This window comes from Mucilaginibacter inviolabilis (genome assembly GCF_011089895.1).
Lineage (GTDB): Bacteria > Bacteroidota > Bacteroidia > Sphingobacteriales > Sphingobacteriaceae > Mucilaginibacter > Mucilaginibacter inviolabilis.
Genome location: NZ_JAANAT010000001.1, coordinates 846,147 through 872,269, shown reverse-complemented (window position 1 = coordinate 872,269; position 26,123 = coordinate 846,147). Strand labels below are relative to the sequence as shown.

Here is a 26,123-nt window from a genome sequence, read left to right as displayed (position 1 = left end):
TTGATTTTATTATTGAATTCGATCCCAATCGATTGGATTTAATTTAACATGAATACCAATCTTATCTATATTAAATTATCTTTATAGTTTATTTTTAATAAGATAATATTGGTTGAGCATTTGATAATAACGCATCGGATGATACGCTGTTTAATGTTTGACGGAAATGATTAATTGCGGCAAAATCTACCTGGCTGTTTTTAGGTAAAACGATAGACCATGCATGATGATCAGAAATCCAGGAAAGTGATTTATACTGGGGGAAGTTAGTAAAATAACCAATTGCAACTTCATCTTTATATTCCACATCTGCAACTTCATATAATTGGAAAGGGGTCATTAGGCCGGTTCTCATTATTTTGGACAGAGCTTCTTTAATAGTCCATAATATCGTAAGAGCTATATCTGTATCAACATTTAACAAAAACAAACGCCCCAGTTCCTTTTCAGTGATAATCTGCTTAATAGTTTCGCTTTTTTCTCTGGAAATTATCTCCACATCTACCCCCATTGGGTGATCCTCTGGAAAAACTATCGCTATTCCCATTTCACCGGAATGAGCTATGCTCAATTGTACATTCCTAACATTTTGTAACTGCAAGATAGGCTGATTAAACACACCGGGATATATTCGTATATCTGTAAAAACAGGATTGTTTATATATGCTCCCACTGCCATTTTCGCTGCATATCTGCCCAACAAATAACTGTGTTGAGCTCTTGGCACTCGTAACGACATAAAGTAACGAAGTTCATCCGGATGTAAAAATGCCTCTGATAAAACAATCAAATTATCAAGCGTTAGGTTTATAGCCGTGATATAGGCCAGAAACTCACGATCCGTTCTTTTCACCAATAATTTTTCAATAGCAACATGAGTTAGCATAAATAAAAAATTAAAGAATATTTCCTTAAAGAGGAGTATTCTGTTTGTTACAAATCTATTTTGGTTATCGTATCAATGTAATTATCAATCGTAGTTAAGAGAATCTGATGAGTTATTTCATCCTGACTAAAGACCTTTAAACGACAACGTAAATTAAGTGCAACCACTCCATGTGCCATAGACCATATCTGAAGATAGCCTTGATCCACATTATCAATGTATAAAAGCTGCTGCTGAATACAGTCATTCAGGCATTTTCGAAAATAATCAGTAAGACCTTCATCATTAGGTTTATGCCGGCTACTATCTACATTCATTGGCGCACGAATGATAAACATCAAATCATAGAGATCTGGGCTTTCCAGACCAAATAACACATATAGTTTACAAATTTGTTTTAATCTTTTAAGCGGGTTAAGGCTTTTGGCCCCGAGTTTTATTTTCTTCATTAGCTTAATAAATCCGTGATGCCGAACTGCGTAAAGCAGTTCATCCTTATCTTTATAATGCAGGTATAGTGTCCCTGGACTGTATTTTATAGCATCCGCAATATTTCTAATTGACGTTTTACTATATCCATTCCTCGAAAAAACCTGTACCGCAGCAGCGCAGATCAGCTCTTTCATTTGAAGGTTACCATTTTTTTTTCTTTCAGCCATTTTTAAATTTCACTTTCATTGCCTGTAAAATCATATTTGGATTAAGCATCCAATCCATCTGCCACTTATAATTTAAATGCATTATCCGATCTGATTTATTTAAAAGCAAAGGCGTCAAAACTATTCTTACGCATTCTAAATTCAACAAACTGCGCCCGGTCATCAAATTGAAAGTAAATGTTATTTTTCAGCAAAAACCCAAAATCTTTACCCGGCGTATCACCAAATGAATGTCCGGGCCAGCAAATAGTATTGGCAGGTAAATATTGTTTCAGAAACTGTATAGAATCAAACAGTAGATTAACATTGATATTATCACAGATACCTACCCCTTCAATAAAAACGGTATCACCAGTAAAAATATGCCCATCGATCAGAAAACACATGCTACCAATAGTATGCCCCGGTGTATGTATTGGAACGATAGAGTAATCTGAAATGATAATTTCCTCTAAATGGATGGCGGGCTGCAGGTTGGGACATTCAAAACTATATTGATGAATTTCAAGGGCCGACATATAAACGGGTACTCCATAGGCCTCTGAAAAAACAGCAGCCAAGTCCGTATGATCTTTATGAGCATGAGTTAGCAGGATAGCCTTCAATAAGATTCTGTTATCCAACAAATAATCATTGATTAAATCGTAATCCCATGCAGGATCTACCAAAATCCCCGTATTGTTCTTATGGCATACATAGCATTGATTTTTGATATCAGAACCAGAGACATGGAATTTTTCCACTTTTGCTTTCTGGTCTGCCATTATCATTTCCTTCAATTTTTCTAATTGTTCCATTTCTTTTTTAAAGGGATTCATAATGTGAAAAACTACAGAATTGGCAGAGGGCCGTAAATTATATTTACTAAACGTAGCAATTGTACCTGATGGCCCCATATCAAGAAATAAGCAGGGGCCTTTTTTAATAAAGAAATCTATAACTGCCGGGAAATTGGTATACTGAAATATAGCTTCCCAAAAGTAATTTTCTGGCAATACAGACAATTCCTGACCGGAGAAACCTGAAACGAACCCATGTTCTGCCTGACGCAATTGAGGGCTACAGCCTGTATGATACCTAAAACTGCGCTCGGCATCCCTCATTAATGGCGAATGAAACGGACTCGCTACAGGTAATCTTAAAAAAGTGATATTTTGCTTTGTCAGAATCATCTCAAACTGATCAAGCTGCGACAGGCTACCTGCCAATGTAAAATGTCCCGGAAAGTTATCGGCAGCCAAAAAAAGCTGATGTTGTTTGTAAAGGCTGCGCATTTTTTCTTCTTCAGCTAAAACAGCAAGCAATCCACCTTCTATATGGCATCGCTGGATTGATTTAGCCTGTTCTATTGCTGCTATTACAGCAGTCTCCGCGCTCCATATGCCTTTTGCTACTCCTGCAGCAAATTCGCCTAAACTATTACCAGACACATACGCTGGTTTAATTCCCAGTTCCTGAATCACATGAAATAATGCAATTTCAACTGCAACTATTGCCGGATGAGTTATGAGCAGATCATCAAAAGGTTCGTCGGTCTTAATATATAATTCATCTATCAGTGACCGCCTCAATTGTTGCCGTACAACCAGGTCCATCTTTTCGATGCTATTTTTGAATACCTCGTTTTGCTCATATAGTTGCTGTCCCATTCCCCGGTAGTGGCTACCCTGCCCAGAGAATAACAACACGACATGACGATCAATGATTTTCGTGTTTTGCATGAATTTTCTATTAATTATTGATCATTAATGATGCTTCTTCTAACATTTTTGCTGCGCCTTCCATAATGCTCACTCCTATTTCATCCACATGCCTTTTTTTCCAGCTTTCCAATGGAGTACCTTTTACCCATTGGTTAAAGGCCCCCAACGCAGACCCTGTATGTATCTGAAAGTTTACTTTATTTTCTATATTACCTTCAAATGCCAGGTTATTAGTATATCCAAAATACCAGCGAAATATGAGTGCCATTTTATTTTTTGGATTCTGTTCTGCTCTACTGATTTCTGCAGGTTGCCCTATACGGTTAAAATAAACCTTCACTTCTTCCCATATATCTGTAATAGGCTTATTGAAATAGGTTTTCTCCAATTGCGTTAATGTTTTTTCTGGTATCTCTTCCAGTCCTGCGTGTTGATTATACAATACATAAAGTTTATTAGCTCTTGCTGCAAACAACACCCCTTTTTTTAATACCTGCACTTTAGCCCCAATTTCAAACATATCACCAGCTGGTGCGTAATCAGTGTCCTGTACATTGATATCTTGTAAAAGATCTTTTACGGCATCACTTGTGCCTGCCTCCACTGTGCATTGGTTAATGGATCCGGTCAAAATAAAATCTGCTCCCATCATATAAGCACAGGTTGCCGCTTGGGGTGTGCCTATTCCACCTGCAAGACCTACTCTGATCAGGCTACCATAGGCGTATTCTTCTGTTATATCTTTTTTTAAACGTTGAATAGAAGGCAATAAAACCATGGCTACTCCCCTGTCTGTGTGTCCGCCTGAATCAGCTTCTACACATATATCATGACTCATAGGTATTAATCTGGAGAGTTCAGCCTGTTCAGATGTGATTAGTCCGTCTTCCAGGAGGTGTCTAACCATTTTTTCAGGAGCCGGCCTCATAAATATTTCGGCAACCTCTGGTCTTGACACTTTTGCAAGTATATTATGTTTACAAACAGGCTGACCATCCTGATTCTTGTACAAACCGTTTAGACGATAATATACAAGGGCCGGAGTAATCTGCATATAAGCAGAAGCCTCGATATTGCTAACTCCATAACGCAGGAAAAGTTCGGCTGCCTTCATTTCAAACTCCGGATCATTCAGATTGTGAAGAAGATTCACCCCATATGCCTCATTCTTAGTAAGCTGTTGTTGAATTTGCTGAATGCCTTTTTCCATTTGTTCCAATGACATTCCGCCTGTACCTAAAAATCCCAGCATATTTGCCTTCCCTAAACGTACTACTAATTGGGGCGATGCTATTCCTCTATACATAGCGCCTGCAACATAAGCATACTTTATACCGTAGTTTTCGCGAAATGCCAAACTGCCTAAACGCGTAGATAAACATGTTTTTTCATTTGTCGCAGCAGTTGCCGGTACATCAGAAATACTTTTGGCCCTATCTTCGATTCTTGTAAGTGGCGTACAGTTCTCTTTAATGTCGTTAACCATTTTGGTTAAAATAGAACTCCCAATTTCTTCATAAGCGGTAATTCCGATGCCCATCAGGGTGCGTATGGTATCGGTCCATCGCACAGAACTTACAATCTGCCTGGCCAGCAAAGTACTCACTTCTTCATTTGTGTATGGATTTGCCGTTACGTTAGATATTACGGGTATTTGCAAGGGCAAAAACTGAAAGTTTTGCAGAAAATTATTAAACTCTACTGCTGCAGGCTGCATATAGCGAGAATGAAACGGAGCACTAACAACTAATGGAATTATTTTAATACTTTGAGCTTCAAAATCCTCTACAACCCGGTCAATAGTATGCTGGGGCCCTGCAATCACAATTTGTGTGGAAGTATTAAAATTGGCGATATCAATATCGGTATATCCTCCATCTAAAAGCATTTGCTGCACAACTTCGGCTTTATGGCCCAATACTGCCGCCATACCGCCGCCAGATGCCGCAGCCATCAGTTCCCCTCTTCTTTTCACCAGCTTTAACCCGGTTTTAAAATCAAAAGCTTCTGCGGCAAGCAGTGCATTGTATTCTCCCAGGCTATGACCTATTAAATAACTGGGCCGACTGTGTGGTTGATTGGCATAATAGGCAAATGCATTAACTACGTATAGAGCTGGTTGCGTAAAATCAGTTCTGTTTAACTGCTTGTTTGGGTCTTTTATACATAACTCTTCCAGATCATATCCTAATATGTCTGATGCCATAAGGGTTTCCTGTTTGAAAGAGTTAAATAACTCCTTACCCATCCCTTTATACTGCGATCCCTGTCCGGGAAACATAACTACTTTCATATAGCTGATAAAATTTGTTCGTTATTGATTTTTGTTAACCACTCGGTACAATGAGGCTCGTTTACAATTGTAAAATGGTTAGCCTCTGTATTCATTAACTTTATTATGCTGAAGTATTGATCCCATCCGGCTGCAGAACCTTCTTCTCCCCAATCTTCTCCGGAAAGCTGTGAGTTATCCGCCTGTACAAACGTGATGGCATAATCAAGCTTTTCAGTCATCTTGTAACTGGCAGATACTGAAGCATAAAATACTTTCCACATTTGTATTATCAGGTTGGCCGGCAACGTATTTACGATATCACAAATAAACTCCATCCGTTTATCTGCATCTGATTGCCCCATGCAGGTAATTATAAATTCAGCTTCTTCCTCATCAAGCTCAGGTTGACTAAACTTAAGCAGCGCCCTGAAATAGGTACCCAGCTTATCAAGCTCCGACAATGCATGGAACGATAAAAGAGGATCAACAAAACAATCGAGTAATATGACTTCATCAACTTCAATAGCTATTAACGCGGCCTGCTTCAGCATTTCATATATTACAATACCTCCATAGCTATGTGCCAGCAGCGAGATCTTACCTATTGGGTTAATTGATTTAATCAATGCCAAGTTGTGGGCAGCCATTTCCTGTATGGAGCTATTTGGCTCTTCTTTGCCATTAAGTCCCTTCATCTGCAAACCATATACAGCCCCCTGGCCCGGCAAGTTAGTAGCCAGATGATAATAACCATCTGTTGATCCTAATGCTCCTGGAATAATAAATGAAGCATCTTGCGTAGAGCCTTCTCTTAGTGTTAAAATGGAAGCGTTTGAATCCTGATCTTTTGTCACAACATCAAGGAGTGTTTTCATTTGAGCAATGGTTGGATTTTTCATAATTTCAATCAGTTGTAAGTCTTTATTAAACCTGGTGTTTATTTTATGTACTAATTGTATCATGGTTAAGGAATTACCACCCACCTGAAAGAAATCGTCATGAATACCAACCTGGACTCCGTTTAATAACTGCGACCAAATGGCAACCAATTCTTGTTCTACCTCATCGCGGGCTGCTTCATACTGTTGTGTATTTACACTACTCATATCTACGGAGGGTAAGGCATTACGATCAACTTTACCATTTGAAGACAAGGGTATTTTATCAATCTCTACAAAAATGGATGGCACCATATAATCAGGCAGATAGATTCGTAGATATTGCTGAAGAGTTATGACATTAAGCTCATCATTTACAACCACATATGCTACTAAGAGCTTATTCCGTTGAGCATCATCTGTAGTAAGCACAACGCATTGCTTCACAAACTCAGATTGTTGCAATATGGTTTCAATTTCACCTAATTCTACCCTAAAACCGTTGATCTTTACCTGTCCATCCTGCCGGCCCAGAAACATCATATATCCACCTGGATGTTGAAAACCTAAATCGCCGGTACGATACAAACGTTTATTCAATTTAGGGTGATCAATAAAACTGGCGGCTGTTTTTTCCGGATCTTTATGGTACCCCTTGGCTACGCCTATCCCTCCAATATAAATATCGCCGGGAACATTAACCGGGCATGGCGCCAAGTTAACATCCAGTACATACATTTCCTGATTACCAAGCGGATAGCCATATGGGATACTTTTCCATAACGGATCAATTTCTCCGATTGGGAAGTAAATAGACCAGATAGAGCCCTCTGTAGCACCGCCAAGACTAAATACCTCACTATGTGCATTGATCCGTTTTATTCTATCCGGAAGCTCCAGGGGTATCCAATCTCCGCTCATAAAATATAAGCGCAAGCTTGTAAGCAGGTTATCATCTGTTTCTTCTTGCCTGTCAATAAGCAGGTTAACAATTTGAGGAACAGAATTCCAAACGGTTACGCCTTCATCCTTTACGTACTTCATCCATATATCGGGATGATGTCTTTCACTTTCAAGTGGTAATATTAATGCAGCCCCGCAAGCGAGTACGCCGAAGATATCATAAACCGACAGATCAAAGTTCAAATCAGATATACCGAAAATCTTATCGTTTTGCGTGATCTTGAAACGAGCGTTCATATCATATAGCGTATTCACAACGCCCCTGTGGTCAATCATTACCCCTTTTGGCTTACCTGTAGAGCCGGATGTAAATATGATATAGGCCAGTTCGGTATCAGACACTTTTACAGTTTCATGGGTTGACGCTTCATCGCTAAATAATGCTTCTTCCAGAACAACCACATTTACGGTTTCTGAATGGTCAATCTTGTCGAGATAATCACGTTGTACAAGCACAACCTTTGATTCTGATTGCACAATCAATTCATTGATCCTGTTTTTCGGTAGCCCACCTTTTACTGGTATATAATAGCATCCTGCCTTAGCAATGCCGAGTACCCCCCATATTTGTTCTAAACTTTTGTGAGAAACAATGGATATAGGAGCATTTTTTGGAACACCTGATTTTTTTAGAAAATTTGCTAATCGATTTGCCATATCATTTAGTTCCTGATAGGTGACTCGTTTACCATCGTGCACCACTGCTAAATTCTGAGGCGTTTTCAATACCTGCTCATCAAAAAGATCAGCCAGCGTTTTGTTCTTTGGGTATTCAGCAGCCGATTCATTACGCTCTAGTAACAGGTGACGAATTTCCTCAGTCGACAGTATTTCATATGCCTTCAATGGTTTAGAGGCATCTTCCATTACCTCCTTCAGCATTTGGCTGAAATATCCCAGGTGCTGGCGAATTGTGGCTGCATAAAACATATCATCATCATATTTTAAATTGATAATCAATGCTTTATGCATTTCCTGTATATCAAGGGAATATATATGTGCGGTTTCCTGATATACCTCATCATAGATCTCGATTCCGGGTATGCCCCCCTCAGAGGACATTCCATCAAAGATGCTTTGATAAATGAAGGATACCTTGAGCGGCGTTTCCCGGCCGCCTGAGCGCTCTATATGCAGATCTGCTAATAGCCTTGGCAACGGATAAGCCGCATTAGACATACCATTGATGAACTCATTTTTAATTGACCGTAATAGCTCATTAAATGTCATTTCAGCTGAAACATGATTACGGACAACCATCATATTTACATAATAACCAATGCTTTTTTCATATTCCTTACGAGGCCTGCCCACTGTAGGCATCAGTATTAAAAGATCCTCTTGTCCGGTGAGCTTATGAAGCAGCATATTAAATATACCGGCTATCATTACAGGCATATTCACATCCAGTGTACGGCATAAGGTTTTTAGCTGTTGAAATTCCTGTTGGTCAATTTGAATACTTTCACTACCTATGCTCGTGGTACTTACGTTTAACTTTACAGGTTTGTCATAAGGCAATGCCAGTACTGGTAAAGCCCCCGACAGCTTTTGCTGCCAGTAGGTTAAGCATTTTGCGCCCTTGCTACTATTGATAAACTCCTGTTCCCATTTGGCAAAACTGAAGTATGAAAAATCAGGTTCATTAGCTGTAATTGTCCCTTTACCAGTCAGTAGATATTGATACTTCTCAAAAAAGGAAGCTAAAAATATAGCGCTTGACATACCATCAAATATGATATGGTGAAATACAAATAGAATATAGTTTTTCTGCGTGCTCTTCTTAGTCCTGATAAACAACCGTACAGGACTATCATGCTCAAGGTTGAAAGGCCTTCGGATCAGCGACCAACACATTTCCTTTATATCTTGCTGCTCATCAATTTCGGCGTAATCAAAAAACAGCGACTGTTCTACTGTATTGATCTGATTATATACATCTCCGGTAAGAGTATCTTTCCTAAAGCTAGATCTTAATAAAGGGTGTTCTTCCAATAGTAACCGAAATGATTCTTTGATGAGTCTTTCATTAATATTACCAGGAATAATAAATGATACGGGCACATTGTAATTAATATTTGCGGGTTCCAATTGTTGTATAAACCATAAGCCTTTTTGCCCTTCTGAAAGCGGATAATGCTCTGGGTCTATAACCTGCAGCATATCCTGGGTTTTGGTTACGGGAGCTATGACCTCTTCCTGATCCAATTTTATAGGATGCCTGATTAATAGCTTCTCCCTGTATTCCTCTAATAGAAACTGAGTAAGATCATTAACAGTAAGGTAATTGTAGAATATTGCTGGGGTTAAATCAATATCATAAAAATCATTGATTTCATTAGAATATTTGATCAGTAAAATAGAGTCAAATCCATAATCACTTAATTTTTCATCCTGTTCAATATCACTTACAGGTAGCCTTAACAGCGCAGCCGTGATTTCCAGTATTTTTTCGGCTATTACCTCTTTCAAGCCAGGTATATCTGTTTGTTCAGATGATTTACGAATAATTCTTTTTTCCTTTATTACAGGTTCTGACAATAATTTTTGTCGTATTTTATTTTCATGCCCATATACCACCATTCCCTGGCTATAAATGCTTCCCAGTAGTTTTTCAAAAGCCCAGGTACCTGCATCAGAAGGCAGAGGCAACATGCCCCAATTGTTTTCAAGATGGGTAATGCTATCCGTATTAATTTGCATGCCCCCATCTTTCCAGAAGGGCCAGTTAATGCTTAATGTTTTGCCTTTTCTTTTTCCTCTTACCCGCTCGGCCTCCCTGTACTGTGCATAGTTATCCATATAGGCGTTGGCAGCCGAATAATCGGCCTGCCCTATATTGCCTATTGTGGCTGCTATTCCTGAAAAGAATACGATGAAGTCAATCGCTTCTTCTTTAGTAGCCTCGTCAATATTTTTTATTCCAGTAACCTTAGATGCCAATACCTGCCGTACATCATCGGCGGTTTTGTTGATAATTAAACCATCGCGCAAAACACCTGCACAATGTATAACACCATCAAGCCGTTGATACTTTTCTTTGATCAGGCGAACCAGGTTAACAACCTCAGTTTTGTTGCTCACATCACATTTAAAATATTCTGCAGAAGATAATGCTGCTAATGCAGCTCGCTTTTCTTCGCTCAATTCGCTACGGCCAATCAGGATCACTTTTGTTTGCGGTACTTTATTGATATAGTCTGTAAAAACGCTTCCAAGTCCGCCGGCGCCACCCACAATCAGATATACGCCACCCGGTTTAATTTTAACCAGATCGCAATCGTCTACTTTTATTTCCTGGATCTGTTTTATCTTTCTTACACCTGCTTCATAACGTACCTCTGTATCGGTAGTAAACTGTTCTGCCAGTAAAATCTCTGTCAAATCAGTGACGTTTTTTATTGACAAACTATCTACTCCTAAAACTTTACCACTTAATTCTGCATTTTCGATCTTAGCGGTTTTTAGGAATCCGGATATATAGCCGTATTCCACATAATCTTCATTGCTGCACAATACCAGAATATGTGAAGCAACCTTGCCCTTCATTTTCTCTTTTACAATCGTTAATACATTTAACAATGCTTCTTCAGCGGTTTCTCCAGAAATGATTTTCACTTCTATTTCAAGCGTAGCGCTTAAATTTTCAGCAAGCTGAAAAGAACCACCGGCAAGCAAAATCATAGGCATGGTATCCCACTCTGGTTGCAACGGGTTTACAGCAGGTTGATCCACCCACTTACTGGTAAAAAGAAGTACGCCTTCATTATCATCCGATTTGATGGCTTTTACTGATCCGGGAGCGGGGAGAGTAACAAAATTTTTAAAGGTTACTAAAATATCGCCTTGTTCTCCTACTATATCAACGTCATAATTAGTTATCTGATCACTGTTATTCAGATCACTTTTCCTGACATAGCTCCACACTGTTTCCGGCAGTTCATGATAAATAGTAACCTCTTTGACACTAAAAGGTAACTCCATTGATGTTTCCTTTCTTCCAAAACTCAGCCCCATGCAGGTTTGCAGCGTACTGTCCAATAATCCTGGCGAAAGCATAAAAGCCCCCTCTTTGGGTAAGCTGATCTTTGAAAGCGCCTCATTATCGCTATAATATAACCTCTCAATCCCCTGGAAACTGGAGCCGTAGTTTAATCCAATTTGCCTGAATATATCATAGCATTTTTCACGATCAACTGATTGTGTGAACCTATTTTTGATCCCTTCCAGATCTAAACGTGGTGGAGCTTGCGCTGGTTGTATGCTGATACGGCCCTGATTGTGTATTCGATCTTCAGTTGCCGATGTATAAATTTCATATTTTACATCATCGCCTGCACCCTGCAAACGGATATTGACCGTCGCCGGCTTACCGTTTACATGAATTGGGCTTAACCAGGAAACATTTTTTAACCGGGTAACCTGCTGTGTTGTTAATTTACATCCTGCAATTCGGGCCATTTCCAGGTAAGCTACTCCTGGAAGTATTTTTTCGGTACTAATTTTATGATGCTCCAGGAACGATTCTTTACCTGTGAAAATGCTGGTGAATTGCAGCGTTTTCAAATTAGAAGTATTGCTATGCAGTAAAGGATGGAGGCTATCGCTATTCACCTGCACTACCTGCTTTTCTTGTTTAGATACCCAATACCGTTGGCGGGCAAAAGCATAAGTTGGCAAGCTGATTCGTTGGGGCCTATTAAAAGGGTACAATAAATTCCAGTTAAAATCAACGCCTTTAACCCATAAAGCAGCAATAGATTTCAATTCCTGATGCTTCAGGGCATAACTGATATACGCTTGCGCGGCGCCGCCTTGTAATAAATAGTCTGCTTTATCCTTCTTGATATTGCCAGCGATTAACTGATCATTTTTCCCGGCCAGAAACTCAGATAATAACTTTTGTAACTCTGTTTTATCGCGGGCAATTATTGCCAGCCGTTCTTCCATCGCTTCTCTGCCTACCTGTAAGGTATAAGCCATATCTTGCAGATGATCGTCTGGGTGCGATTTAATAAAGTTTAATAAATTATTAACCTGATCTTTTAGCCGCTCGGCATTTTTAGCTGAAAGTACTATGATAGCAGGTCCAGAATTATGTTGAGTTGCTTTTTGCGGTGCGATATATTCTTCTATAACCATATGCACATTGGTGCCACTAAAGCCAAAGCCGCTGATAGCTGCACGTCTGGGCTGGTTGTTTTCTGTTTTCCATTCGCCCAGATCCCGCTGTACCTTGAACGGACTGTTAATAATATCTATTAATGGGTTGCACTCCTCATAATTAAGGCTTGGCGGTAATTGCTTATGCTTTAACGATAATAGAATTTTTGATACACCAGCCATGCCCGATGCTTCCAGCGTGTGACCAATATTAGTTTTAGCACTTCCTATGGCACAATACTGTTGTTTTTGTGTATAGGTTCGGAAAGCCGCGGTTAAGGCTTCCAGTTCAATAGGATCACCAAGACTAGTGCCCGTACCATGCGCTTCTACATAACTGATAGACTCGGGGTTAATATTGAATTTTTGATAAACTTCTTTTTCCAGTTCCTGCTGTGATAAAACACTCGGTGCTGTAATACCATTGGAGGCCCCGTCTTGATTAGTTAAGCTGGCTTTAATAACCCCATAAATATGATCGCCATCGCGTTCTGCGTCTGACAAGCGTTTTAAAACAACCACGCCTACGCCCTCACCCGGAACAAAACCGTCAGCCCGTTTATCAAATGTGTAACATTTGCCATTGGCCGACATCATTCCAGCCCTGGAAGCCAATGTATAAAACCCGGAGGTGGTCATGATATTAATCCCTCCGGCAATAATCAAATCCGTGTCTCCTTTTTGCAAACTTGCGCACCCCATATCCATAGCTACCAATGAGCTTGAACAAGCCGTATCCACAGATATCGCAGGTCCCTTCAAATCTAACAGATAGGATATACGGGAAGCCAATATAGCACTGGAGTTACCCCACATTACAGAAGCCTCTTCACTTTCACGGATGTTATAATCGCTGGGTGATACTCCCGCGTAAACGCCGCATTTGCTTCCTTTGAGTGTCCGGGGATTAATTGCGGCATCTTCAATAGCTCTCCAGCAATGTTCCAGGAATACACGTTGCTGCGGATCCATCATTTCGGTTTCACTGCCTGATATTTTAAAGAACATCGGATCAAATTTGTCGATATCATTCAAAAAGCTTCCTACCCATTTTGAAGCATTGCTAGTAACCTCACCGTCCCATCTATCCGCGGGTATTTCACCTATAAGGCTTTTACCCTCTTTTAAAACTTGCCAAAATGCATCCATATTCCCGGCAGTACCAAACTGACCGCTTAAGCCAATGATAGCAATATCGTTTTCTACCACCATTGAGGTAGTTGTGTTACCTGTTTCAGCAGTAAATCTGGTCTTCTTCGCTGGAATAATTGGTGTTGTAACCTGCGATGTAATGGGTAAAACCCGAACCGTATTTACTACTGTTTCAAACCGCCATTTATCTGGATAGGTTTGTTGCAGATAGCTGGTCATTTGCGTTATGCTGGAATAACTAAATAAATCAGTAGGTTTCAGAGAAACCTCTAATTTTTCGTTGATATTTTTAATCAGCTCCATACCCAGAATGGAGTCAAATCCATAATCCATAAATTGGGTATGTACATCAAAATCTTGTGGGGGCAACTTGATTAGGTTAGCCGCAATATTAATTAGTGTATCCGTTAACCAACTGCTATCCTGTGCTTCTGTGTATCTAATACTTTTATCAGCATCAATATTTATCTTCATATTGGTTTGTTTTGATTTAACCGGCACGGTATGAATCATACCATCACTTTTAGCACATACGATCTGTTGAGATAACCCTGATATAGCCGGTAAACTTTGTGTATTCAAATAGCCCGTTTCAGATAATACGGTATTCCAATTTACTGCGGATAAGCCCGGACTACCACTTAGCCTGATGTCACTATCTTCATATAACCACCAGCCATCAAGCAAACCGAAGGTTAAGGTGGTAAACAACTCAGTTCTCGCTATTTCATTTAATAACAGCAGTCCGTCTTTTTTTAATAGATATTTGATATTATTAAGCGTTACGGTCATGTTTTTAGTAGCATGTACCACATTGGCACCTATAACAATATCATAATTGCCCGCTAACATGTGCTGTTCAACTGGTGGTTGTTCAATATTCAGGATGCCGGTTTCCAGGTAGGGGGCTATTTCTTTAAAGTGCTGTTCTGCATATAAAAGAAAGCTTCGTGACAGGTCAGTGTACATATATTCGAGATGATCCTTATAAGGAGCAAGAGCCTTAAAAACAATATTGCTGGTTCCTCCTGTTCCTGCCCCTACCTCCAGTATCCTAATCTTTTCGCCTGGTTGTAATTGTTTAATACCATTGGCTACGCTGTTTTTAATAATATCAGCCAATAATGTATTGAAATAGTCAGATTGTCTATTTCCTTGATAAATTCCACTTACATAATCTAAACTACCACCCGGAAACATAACCTCCGTAGCCTGTTGTTTACCTGTTAAAATTTCAGGAAAGGCATTTAAACAAAGACTTAATAAAGTACCATGAGGTAAGTATTCTTTATGCTCGGCGGTAATAAGGGCTACAGCATTTTGCAATAAGAAATCTTGTATGTCTTGCTTAATAAACAGCCTGCCTCCTTTTTCTTCCAGATAGTGCTTTTCTTTTAATAGCTTAATGATCACAAAAAACAAGGGCTCATAAGTATCTGATATATCAAGTGCTTTTCTTAACTCATGTAAACTTTGATTATCCTGTTGCTTACTTTCAAGTCCCATTTTCAACAGAACTTGTAATATGCCTTTACTGCAAAGCTCTAAAAAGGCCTTATCAGCGTCATCTGATTTTGTGAGCGCATCGATTTTTAATACTTCAATTCTCACTATGGAATTTGTATACACAGGCTCGATAATCACATTGTTTATGATAGACGGTATAGCTGTTATCACCGTGTCATTCAGTTTTATAGCCAAAACTTGTTCCTGGTCACCGCTTAATACGGTTTCCAATAAACGCATTCCTTCTTCAGCAGTAATACTTCCCACACCTGCAAGCTCCATTCTTTCCCTGAAAACCGGCGCCGCAACAATACCTACTTCACCCCAATAACCCCAATTAATAATGTATGCCGGAGCCTTCAGTTTATGTTTTAAATTTAACGCATAACTGTCTTTATAAGAACATCCTGCCGCATAATTTCCTTGCCCGGGTGTTTGCAGTAATGATTGTGCCGATGAATAAAAACAGATAAAATCAAGCGGTTCAGACTGAAACGCATCAACCAGGTAATGACTCGCTAATGATTTAGGTTCAAAAACGGTTTTAAAGTCATCCTCCGTCATGTTTTTAAGTAACATATCATTCAGCACAATAGCTGAATGGAAAAGACCGTGTACTTCCTTATAAACCTTTTTGATGGCCTCATAGGCTTGCTCTACCTCCTGTTTGCTGGTTGCATCACATTGAAAATAAGCTGGTTTCACTCCTAAACATCCTATTTCCTCTTGCGAGGTAATAATTGTTGTATCCAGAGGCCGTCTGCCCAGCCAAATCACTTGTGCGTTATAGTTTTTAACCAAGTATGCTGTTGTAGTTTTCCCGATGCCGCCTGCTCCGCCTAATAAAACATAAACACCACCATTTCTAAACCGAGAAGGCTTATTCGTTGAAAGATTTACCTGATACAAGCGCTGACGATAGCTATGGCCACTACGCAAGCAGATTAAATCATTATCCTTGTTATTGCCCGCCATCAGAGCGCTCACCCAATCAATTTTATTGGTATCTGTACTTTCCAGATCAACTCTGCTTACAGTCCATTGGGGTTGTTCTTTTAGTAACGTACCGGTTAAGCCGATAATGCCACTACCTGATGCCATTACTTCTTCTGTGGTTAATACTCGCTGCGTATTAGATGTAAAAACCATTAAATTCAACGGCTGTTCTTTTAGCGGCGAACGTAATAATGTCTGAATAGAGTTAAATACGGCCTGTTCTTTCTGCAAATAATCATTCTTAGGCGAAACTTCTTTTGATAAATTGAATAAGCCCTGCAATAAATATATGCTTACTATGCACAATGGAACAATTTCCAGATTTTTAACAATTTCAACTTCACACCCCTTTTCCTTAAGTAGCTGCTGCAGCTCACCTGCAAATGATGGCATTGAATTACCTGCTACAATTAAATGCTTTCCTTTTCTTAACGAAAATGATGGCGTTATGAGAACACGTTCCCATACAGGTTTGTAAACACAAGGAGCATCGAAGTGAACATTTTCCTGTTCAGCGGCTTCTATCTGTTCATTTTCCGGCTCTAATATTAAGTTTTTAAAACGAAGCAAAACATTACCCTGATCATCTAAAAGTTCTGCATCATAGCAAACTGTGCTATTATTAGCTTTCTGTCGATCACGACGAACAACGTGGCACCATGCCACATGGGACAATGGGTTATAAAGTGTCACCTCTGCTGCTCCAGCTGGTCGATATATAAACCGACCACCTGTATCAAACAGCCACCCCATACATATTTTCACAACGCTATCCAGTATACCCGGGGATAATACAAAGTTTTCAACGACATGTAAGCTTACCTTCGATAGTGCCTCTGTTTCACTATAGTATAATGCTTCAATTTCCATAAATGAGCTATTATTAATTATTCCCATTTTGGAAAATAGTTGGTAAAAAGCATCTTTTTCTATAGTGCGTTGCTGGCGGGAGAGAATCTCTTTTATATTTAAACTTTCAGGCTCAGGTTGTTGTTGTATAACCAGCATACCCTGACCGTTTACTTGCTCTTCGCCATCTTTATTGTGCGTGTAAATTGAATAGGCAATATCCTTACCTGTTGGGAATACGCTTATATTCACTTTGGCGGGAGTACCATTTATTCTGATTGGGTCCGCCCAGGTGACCTCTCTCATTTGTGTAACTTTTGCACGCAAACTTCTTTCACCGGCCTCACGTACCAGTTCAAGCAATGCCGATGCCGAAAGTTCTTTTATATTAGGTATTTTGCTTGCCGATAGAAAAGCTTCCTTACCACTGTAAATACTGGTAAATAACTGTTCATGCAGATTCGATTCATTGTTATGCAATAACGGGTGCAGTTTATCTGATTGTTGTTGAATAACATGCTGCTCAGTTACCGGTATCCAATAACGATCTTTGATAAAAGGATAGGCAGGCAAACTAATTTTGGCTGGCTTACCATTAGCATATAACAATGTCCAATCTATGGTTTCCCCCCGTACCCATAGTTTAGCCAGCTCGGTATAGTTTTTACTCAGTATAGCCCTTTGAAGATCTTCTTTTGATTCATAGGCGGGTAACTCTCTTAATTGTACATTCCGGATATTCCCTATAATGGGTTCAGTAATCTTGTTATCTAAAAACGCTTTCAATTGTGAAAGTAGATGATCTATACTATCTGTAACAAAAGCGAGTCGTTCATCCATTGCTTCGCGACCGTTTTGGAGCGTATAGGCCACATCATGCAATTTGGAACCAGGATGCGATTCCAAAAATTGCACAAGGTTGGTTACCTGCAATTTTATCCGGTTATGCTGTTTGGCAGAAAGAACAATAATTGCCTGTAATGGATACTCAACAAGTTTAGTCACAGCGGGTTGATATTCCTCAATAATGACATGAGCATTGCTGCCACCAGCCCCAAAGCCACTGATACCGGCTATGCGAGCTTTGCCATTCGGTGACTCCCAGGCTGCCAGCTCCTGCTGTACTTTAAAGGGGCTATTTTCAAAATCGATATTTGGGTTTAAAACAGCCGAATGCAGTGATGGCACCAGCTGACGGTGTTGCAGCTGTAACAATACCTTCGTTAGCCCGGATATACCTGCTGCCGATTCACAATGACCAATATTCGATTTTACTGATCCCAAACTGCAGAACTGTTTGCTGATGGTTTCAAAAGCTTTGCTTAATCCGGCTACTTCTATTGGGTCGCCCAAACTTGTACCGGTGCCATGGGCTTCTATATAACTGATATCTTCGGCCTGAACACCTGCCTTTTTCATGGCAGCTTTGATCACCGCTGTTTGTGCTTTTGGATTAGGTACCGTATAACCATTAGTTTTACCACCATGGTTAACTGCGGTTCCTTTGATAACGCCATATATACGGTCGCCATCAGCTACGGCCTGTTGCAGTGGTTTTAATAATACCGCACCTACGCCTTCGCCGGGTACATAGCCATCTCCTCCCTCTCCAAAACTTTCACAACGACCTGCGCCCGACACAAAGCGCCCCTGACTCAACATCAGGTATTTATTGGGATGTACACTTATATTCACACCACCCGCAATAGCTATATCTGCATCCCCTGCCTGCATATCTCTGCAAGCTAAATGAATGGCTGTTAAAGATGATGAACACATGGTATCTATAGCCATGCTAGGGCCATTAAAATTAAAAAAATACGATACCCGATTGGCAATACTACTGGCAATACCCGCCGGGGTAACGAAATTCCCTTTTAATCTTTCTTCGGCACCAAACAATTGGTATTCCTCGTACATTACACCTGCATATACACCAATTTTTACATCTGCACCGTTTTTACTACCTGCTGATCTCAGATTATCTTTTGTATAGCCAGCATCCTCTATAGTTTCCCAAACAGTTTGTAAAAACAAGCGCTCCTGCGGATCCATAAGTTCTGCTTCACGTGGAGATATATTAAAAAACAGGGGATCAAATTTGTCAATATCGTCCATAAATCCCCCCCATTTGCTATAGCTTTTACCAGGTTGTCCTTTTTCCAGGCTATAAATTTCATCTGCATTCCACCGCTCGCCTGGTATTGTAGTAATGCAATCTTTACCTGCTTTTAGGTTCTCCCAAAATTCATTCAGGTTATTTGCTCCCGGATAGCGGCCACTGATACCTATAATTGCAATATCTTTAATGTTATTCTGATTATCATTCACTGGCTGTATTGCCACAAAACGCTGGCGACGATTCTTGCCTGCCTGTATCTGTGGTTGAACAGTATTGACAATAGCGTTTTGTTCCGTTGCCATTATATTTAAACCTGTAAGGGTTAACAGGCTTGCTTGATGATCTTGTATAAAATAATGGCAAAGCTCTTCCAGGTTCCGATATTCAAAAAATAAGGTGCGCGGCAAGCGGCCAAATACTTCTTCTAAAAGGTTCGTTAACCGGGTAATCTGGATGGAATCGATACCGTAGTTTTCAAAATGAACTTTCGCTTCCAGCTTCTCTTCTACCATTCCCAATGCTGTGGCCAATAAACCACGCAGATATTTTACGGCAGCAGGATATAACACCTCATCAGCAACCGGCGTAGTTGTGTTGGATCTTGTTGCTTGAGTGGGTTGACCTGTTAAGGCCGATAGTTGATCATGATACCCATATAATACGATACCCTGTACCGTTGCATTGTTTAATAACTTTTCAAACGCATCTAACCCCTCCGATGTCGGCATGGGTAACAGACCATAATGATGGGCCATATAACGCTCGTTCTCTGCCCCGATCTGCATACCACCCGATGCCCATAATGGCCAGTTGATACTCAGCGTTTGCCCATGCCGTTTGCCTGCCTTCCGCTCCGTTTCCCGGTAATGCGCATAGTTATCCAGCCAGGCATTTGCCGAGGCATAATCCGCCTGTGCTGCATTACCAAATACTCCCGCCAACGACGAACAGTAAACCATAAAGTCAAGCGCTATTCCAACTGTCGCATTGTCCAGGTTTTTCGCCCCCCCTACTTTAGCCGCAAATACTTCCTGTATCTCTTTTGCTGTTTTATTCAGGATATAACTATCCCGGATAACACCTGCGCTATGAATAATACCATCCAGCCGTCCGTACCTTTCCATGATCGTACTGATCAGCGCTGTCACTTCTTCGGCTTTGCTTACATCGCAGCGGTAATAAGTCGTGCCGGGTTGGCTGGCTACCCATGCCTGTTTGCTTTGGTCTAACTCGCTTCTGCCTGCGAGTACTACCCGCGCTCCGGATACTTTACTGATGTGCTTGGCAAAGTGCTGACCCAATCCCCCGATCCCTCCTGTGATCAGGTAGACTCCATCTGCTTTAATACTGAGACCATTTGGCTTTTCTATGGGATTTAATGGTGCTATCCCTTTTACCTCACGAACGCCTGACAGGTACCGAACTTCCTGATCTTTACTATTTTGCTCTGAGGATAGGATAAGTGTTAATGCTTCTACATCCTGAAATATGACGTCATCCACCTGGATCAATTTTCCGCTGACCTGGGAATTTTCCTGAGTTATTGTTTTTAAAAGACCTGTTATACAACCATATTTATAATAGTTAGTATTATTACAAATCACAATGACCTGAGCTGCTCTTTTTTGTGGTAGTATTGTCTTAACCGTTAATAAAACATCATTAAAAAAACTCTCTTCGGCATCATGATTGCTGACCTTTACTACCGATGCCAAGTTTTCCTGAAGCCTGCCAGCCAAAGCAGCATCACCTCCGGCTAATATAATTAACGGACTTAACCCATTTAACGCCAAATCGGTTGTTTGGATCGATTTTGCCTGCCATTCGGTGGTATACAAATGCATTTCAGCAGTTGTTTTTTCAGAATCATTTTTGCCAGTCGAAAATCCGTCTGGTGATACCAGCACTAGTTCCGTAAAGCGGATTAATACTTCTCCTGCTGTATTTAACAGATCAATATCATAACTGCTTATCTGTTTACTCGTCCGGTTTTTTCGTACATAACACCATATTTCTTCAGACAATGGCAGGTAATTCGTGATTTCACTTACACTAAAAGGCAATAGTATTTCCTGTTTTTCTTCAGCCAACTGAATACCAATACAGGTTTGTAAAGCACTATCCAATATACCCGGAGTAAATACGTATTCTTTTTCTATAGGTAAATGAATTTTGGATAATGCCACATCTTCGTTATAATACAACGTTTGTATACCTCGAAAGCTGTTACCATATTCCAAGCCTGCTGCTTTAAACAAATCATAACAGGCACTCCCTTCTTTTTCATGTACTAACCCTGTCTTTATAGCGGCCAGATCATGTTTTTCAGGAATAGCCTGCGTTTTTGTAACCAATGTCCCACTACAGTGCAACTGTTCCGTTCCGTTGTTAGTATATATTTCATATTCAACATTATCACTTACTGTATACAAGCTGGTATAAACTGTTTGAGGGATATCTTTGACTTGTATAGCACTATACCAGACTATATCTTTTAATTGCGTTATTTTTTCTTGAACAGCTATTTCGGCCGCGGCCCGGGCTATTTCCAGATAAGCCACACCTGGTAATGTTCTTATTCCCTTTATCTGATGATTCGTTAGAAATGGTTCATTACCTGTATAAGTGCTGGTAAATTGTTGTTCTTTAAGGTTAGAAGTGTTACTGTGTAATAAAGGATGTAGTTTGGATGCTGTTACGAGAGATACAGCCGTGGATTGCGGGAACCAGCAACGTTCCCTGGCAAAAGGATATGTTGGCAAGCTGATCAGCGACGGACTTTCATCGGTATACAACAGATTCCAATCAATGTGAATACCTTTAGTCCATAACTGTGCTAATGAACGGCCTTCCTTTTCATTTATTGCGCTTTCCAGATACGCCTTACCTGCTTTGCCTTCCAGTAAAAAGCCGGGGGCATCTTTCCGGATATTGCCGGTTAACAAATCTTGTATTTTATTTTCCAGGTAATTACTCAAATGCTGCAACAACTCTTCCTTATCAGCTGCAATAAATGCCAGTCGCTCTTCCATCGCCTCACGACCGGTTTGTAACGTGTAAGCTACCTCATGAATATTGATCTCAGGATAAGTCTCTATATGTTTTTTCAGATTGAATACATGCTCCTGCAAACGCGTGCTATCACGTGCTGATAATACAATGATTACCGGATCTGTATTTTGATAAACAGTTGCTGGTTTACCCGTGTATTCTTCAATAATGACATGTGCATTGCTGCCGCCAGCTCCAAAACCGCTAATACCGGCTATGCGGGCTTTACCATTCGGTAACTCCCAGGCTGCCAGTTCCTGCTGTACTTTAAAGGGGCTATTTTCAAAATCTATATTCGGGTTTAAAACTGCCGAATGCAGCGATGGCACCAGCTGACGGTGTTGCAACTGTAACAATACCTTCGTTAGCCCGGATATACCTGCTGCCGATTCACAATGACCGATATTGGATTTTACTGAGCCCAAACTGCAGAACTGTTTGCTCGTGGTTCCAAAAGCTTTGCTTAATCCGGCTACTTCTATCGGGTCGCCCAAACTTGTACCGGTGCCATGGGCTTCTATATAACTGATATCTTCGGCCTGAACACCTGCCTTTTTCATGGCGGCTTTGATCACCGCTGTTTGTGCTTTTGGATTAGGTACCGTATAACCATTGGTTTTACCACCATGGTTAACTGCGGTTCCTTTGATAACGCCGTATATCCGGTCGCCATCGGCTATGGCCTGTTGAAGTGGTTTTAATAATACCGCGCCCACGCCCTCACCGGGTACATAACCATCTCCTCCTTCACCAAAACTTTCACAACGACCAGTACTTGAGGCAAAACCGCCCTGACTCAGCATCTGGTATTTATTGGGATGTACACTTAAATTTACTCCACCTGCAATAGCCAATTTACAGCTACCGTTTTGAATACTTTCACAAGCCAGGTGTATTGCTGTTAAAGACGAAGAACACATCGTATCAACAGCGGTGCTTGGGCCATGAAGATTCAGAAAGTATGACACCCGGTTAGCTATACCACTCGGACTGCCCCCCGGGTTAATAAAGTTTCCTTTTAATCTCTCCTCCAAGCCAAATAATGGATACTCTTCATACATCACTCCTACATAAACACCAACCTGCGAATCCAATCCATTTTCATCATGGTCGATTTCTTGCAGCCTGGTTCGGGTATAGCCACCGTCCTCTATGGTTTCCCATGCGGTTTGCAGGAACAAGCGTTCTTGCGGATCCATCAACGCAGCTTCACGTGGAGATATATTAAAAAATAGAGGGTCAAATTTGTCAATATCATCCATAAAGCCACCCCATTTGCTATAGCTCTTACCTGGCTTGCCTTTTTCTTCATCGTAGAAACCTGTCATTTCCCACCTCGTTGAGGGAATTTCTGTGATACTGTCTTTACCTGCTTTCAGGTTCTCCCAGAACTCCTTCAAATTCTTTGCCTCCGGATAACGGCCGCTGATCCCGATAATGGCAATATCTTTGTTCGGTATGGCTTTGCTTAGTGTTTCGGACTTTGTCTGAACAGCCTTTTTATTTGCCAACTCACTAAGTTTATTTTCCTGTGCGATTCTTAGCGCATTGGTTTTAACGGGCTTGCTTGTATTTAAACCAGTAAGGATTAACAGGCTTGCTTGATGATCTTGTATAAAATAATGGCAAAGCTCTTCCAGGTTCCGGTATTCAAAAAATAAGGTACGTGGCAAACGGCCAAATACTTCTTCCAGACGATTGGTTAACCGGGTAATCTGGATGGAATCGATACCGTAGTTTTCAAAATGAACTTTCGCTTTCAGCTTCTCCTCCGCCATTCCCAACACTGCGGCTAATAAACCACGAAGGTATTTTACAGCAGCGGCATATAACACCTCATCAGCTACAGCAACCGGTGCAGCTGTGGCAAGTTTGGTTACCGGTGATGCCTGTCCAGTTAAAGCTGATAGTTGATCATGATACCCATATAATACGATACCCTGTACCGTTGCATTGTTTAATAACTTTTCAAACGCATCTAACCCCTCCGATGTCGGCATGGGTAACAGACCATAATGATAGGCCATATAACGCTCGTTCTCTGCCCCGATCTGCATACCACCCGATGCCCATAATGGCCAGTTGATACTCAGCGTTTGCCCATGCCGTTTGCCTGCCTTGCGCTCCGTTTCCCGGTAATGCGCATAGTTATCCAGCCAGGCATTTGCCGAGGCATAGTCCGCCTGTGCTGCATTACCAAATACTCCCGCCAACGACGAACAGTAAACCATAAAGTCAAGTGCTATTGACGATGTGGCATTGTCCAGGTTTTTCGCCCCCCCTACTTTAGCCGCAAATACTTCCTGTATCTCTTTTGCTGTTTTATTCAGGATATAACTATCCCGGATAACACCTGCGCTATGAATAATACCATCCAGCCGTCCGTACCTTTCCATGATCGTACTGATCAGTGATGTTACTTCTTCTGCTTTGCTTACATCGCAGCGGCAATAGGCGGTGTTTTTTTGACTATTTATTAATGCTTGTTTGCTTTGGTCTAACTCACTTCTTCCTGCGAGTACTACCCGCGCTCCGGATACTTTGCTGATGTGCTGAGCAAAGTGCTCACCTAAACCGCCATTGCCTCCTGTGATCAGGTAAACACCATCGGCTTTGATACTGAGACCATTTGGCTTTTCTATGGGATTTAATGGTGCTATCCCTTTTACCTCACGAACGCCTGACAGGTACCGAACTTCCTGATCTTTACTATTTTGTTCTGAGGATAGGATAAGCGTTAATGCTTCTACATCATTCATCCTCAGGCTGTCTACTACTACAACCTTTCCCCGTATTTTGGGATTTTCCTGACTTGCTGTTTGCAATAGCCCCGAGATAAACCCATAATCCAGGTAATCGGCATGGGTACAAACCACCTGTACCTCCATACCCGGCTTTTGCTGCCAGCTCTTTTGCAACTCTTCCTGTATCGCTATAAAGAAAGTCTCCGGCTGTGATGCAGTGATCGTTTTTACTTCGCATGCCAGGGCTTCCTGCAGTTTATCTGCTAACAATGCCGGGCCACCGGCCAATAATACCAATGTGGGTAAAGATTCGGTCTGGTTTGTTGTCTCTGATTTTGCCATTTGCCAGCCTGAAGTATACAGCTGCATACCGATGCTGGTTGTTTCCGGTGATGTCTTCTCCGTATTGTTTTCCAGCGATAATAATACCAGCTCGGTAAACTGAACCAATACTTCGCCTGAAGCATTAAGCAGCTCCAGATCATAACTACCTGAGTGTTTACCGCTCCGGTCCTGGCGCGCATAACACCATACTTCTTCCGGCAGCTCCTGGTAAATAGTAACCTCACGAACACTAAAAGGCAGCATCAGCTGCTGCTCGCCTGAGGCCAAGCTTATCCCCATGCAGGTTTGAAGCGCACTATCCAGCAGTCCTGGTGACAATACGAAACCTGCCTGATGTGGTAGTGCAATCCGTGATAAGGCAGACTCTTCGCTATAACTGATCTCCCGGATGCCCTGGAAGCTCTCCCCGTAATGCAAACCAACAGAGCGGAATTTTTCGTAATAACTATCTCCTTGTTCTGTATGAGACAGGCTGGATCTTAACGCCCCGATATCATGACGCGCAGGTTCTGGCTGAGCTCCGCTTAAAAGGATCCCCTGTCCGTGCAATTGCCGATCGCCTGCCTCTGTATAGATCTCATACCCTATTGCCTCATCTGTTCCAAAAAGACTGATATGCACTTCCACTGCTGATTCATTTACCTTAATCGGTTGCAGCCAGTTGATATCCCTTATTTGCGTGACCCTGGCTCCACCTGCATACTCTCCTGCCGCACGTGCCATTTCCAGATACGTTACTCCTGGTAATATCTGATCTCCTAATACTTGATGATCTTGTAAAAAAAACTCTGCCCCCGTATAAATACTGCTAAATCTTTGCTCGCTCATAAT

The 26,123-nt window shown here is 41.0% G+C and carries 5 protein-coding genes; all 5 read right to left on the bottom strand.

The genetic code is table 11. The features are described 5' to 3' along the window. Positions 1–94 precede the first annotated feature (94 nt). The 5 genes from G7092_RS03345 to G7092_RS03325 all read right to left on the bottom strand — a co-directional run bounded on the left by G7092_RS03345 (position 95) and on the right by G7092_RS03325 (position 26,120). Entirely contained in the window at positions 95–886 is a 792-nt protein-coding gene (locus G7092_RS03345; protein WP_166086172.1) for a 4'-phosphopantetheinyl transferase family protein, read from the bottom strand. Positions 887–933: 47 nt separating this feature from the next. Further along, the gene (locus tag G7092_RS03340; protein WP_166086170.1) at positions 934–1,545 is read right to left on the bottom strand and encodes a TetR/AcrR family transcriptional regulator; all 612 of its coding nucleotides are present in this window, start codon (positions 1,543–1,545) and stop codon (positions 934–936) included. A gap of 95 nt (positions 1,546–1,640) precedes the next feature. After that, positions 1,641–3,266 (bottom strand): acyltransferase domain-containing protein, encoded by a 1,626-nt coding sequence (locus tag G7092_RS03335; RefSeq protein ID WP_166086168.1) that lies wholly within the window; start codon positions 3,264–3,266, stop codon positions 1,641–1,643. A gap of 10 nt (positions 3,267–3,276) precedes the next feature. Further along, entirely contained in the window at positions 3,277–5,541 is a 2,265-nt protein-coding gene (fabD, locus tag G7092_RS03330; protein WP_166086166.1) for an ACP S-malonyltransferase, read from the bottom strand. Then, the gene (locus tag G7092_RS03325) at positions 5,538–26,120 is read right to left on the bottom strand and encodes a non-ribosomal peptide synthetase (protein WP_166086164.1); all 20,583 of its coding nucleotides are present in this window, start codon (positions 26,118–26,120) and stop codon (positions 5,538–5,540) included. The genes fabD and G7092_RS03325 overlap by 4 nt, the downstream gene beginning before the upstream one ends. Positions 26,121–26,123: the final 3 nt, after the last annotated feature.

Bases quoted from the DNA above. Each gene is read 5' to 3' on its own strand.
- G7092_RS03345 (WP_166086172.1), bottom strand. From the start codon at position 886: ATGCTAACTCATGTTGCTATTGAAAAATTATTGGTGAAAAGAACGGAT.
- G7092_RS03340 (WP_166086170.1), bottom strand. From the start codon at position 1,545: ATGGCTGAAAGAAAAAAAAATGGTAACCTTCAAATGAAAGAGCTGATC.
- G7092_RS03335 (WP_166086168.1), bottom strand. From the start codon at position 3,266: ATGCAAAACACGAAAATCATTGATCGTCATGTCGTGTTGTTATTCTCT.
- fabD (WP_166086166.1), bottom strand. From the start codon at position 5,541: ATGAAAGTAGTTATGTTTCCCGGACAGGGATCGCAGTATAAAGGGATG.
- G7092_RS03325 (WP_166086164.1), bottom strand. From the start codon at position 26,120: ATGAGCGAGCAAAGATTTAGCAGTATTTATACGGGGGCAGAGTTTTTT.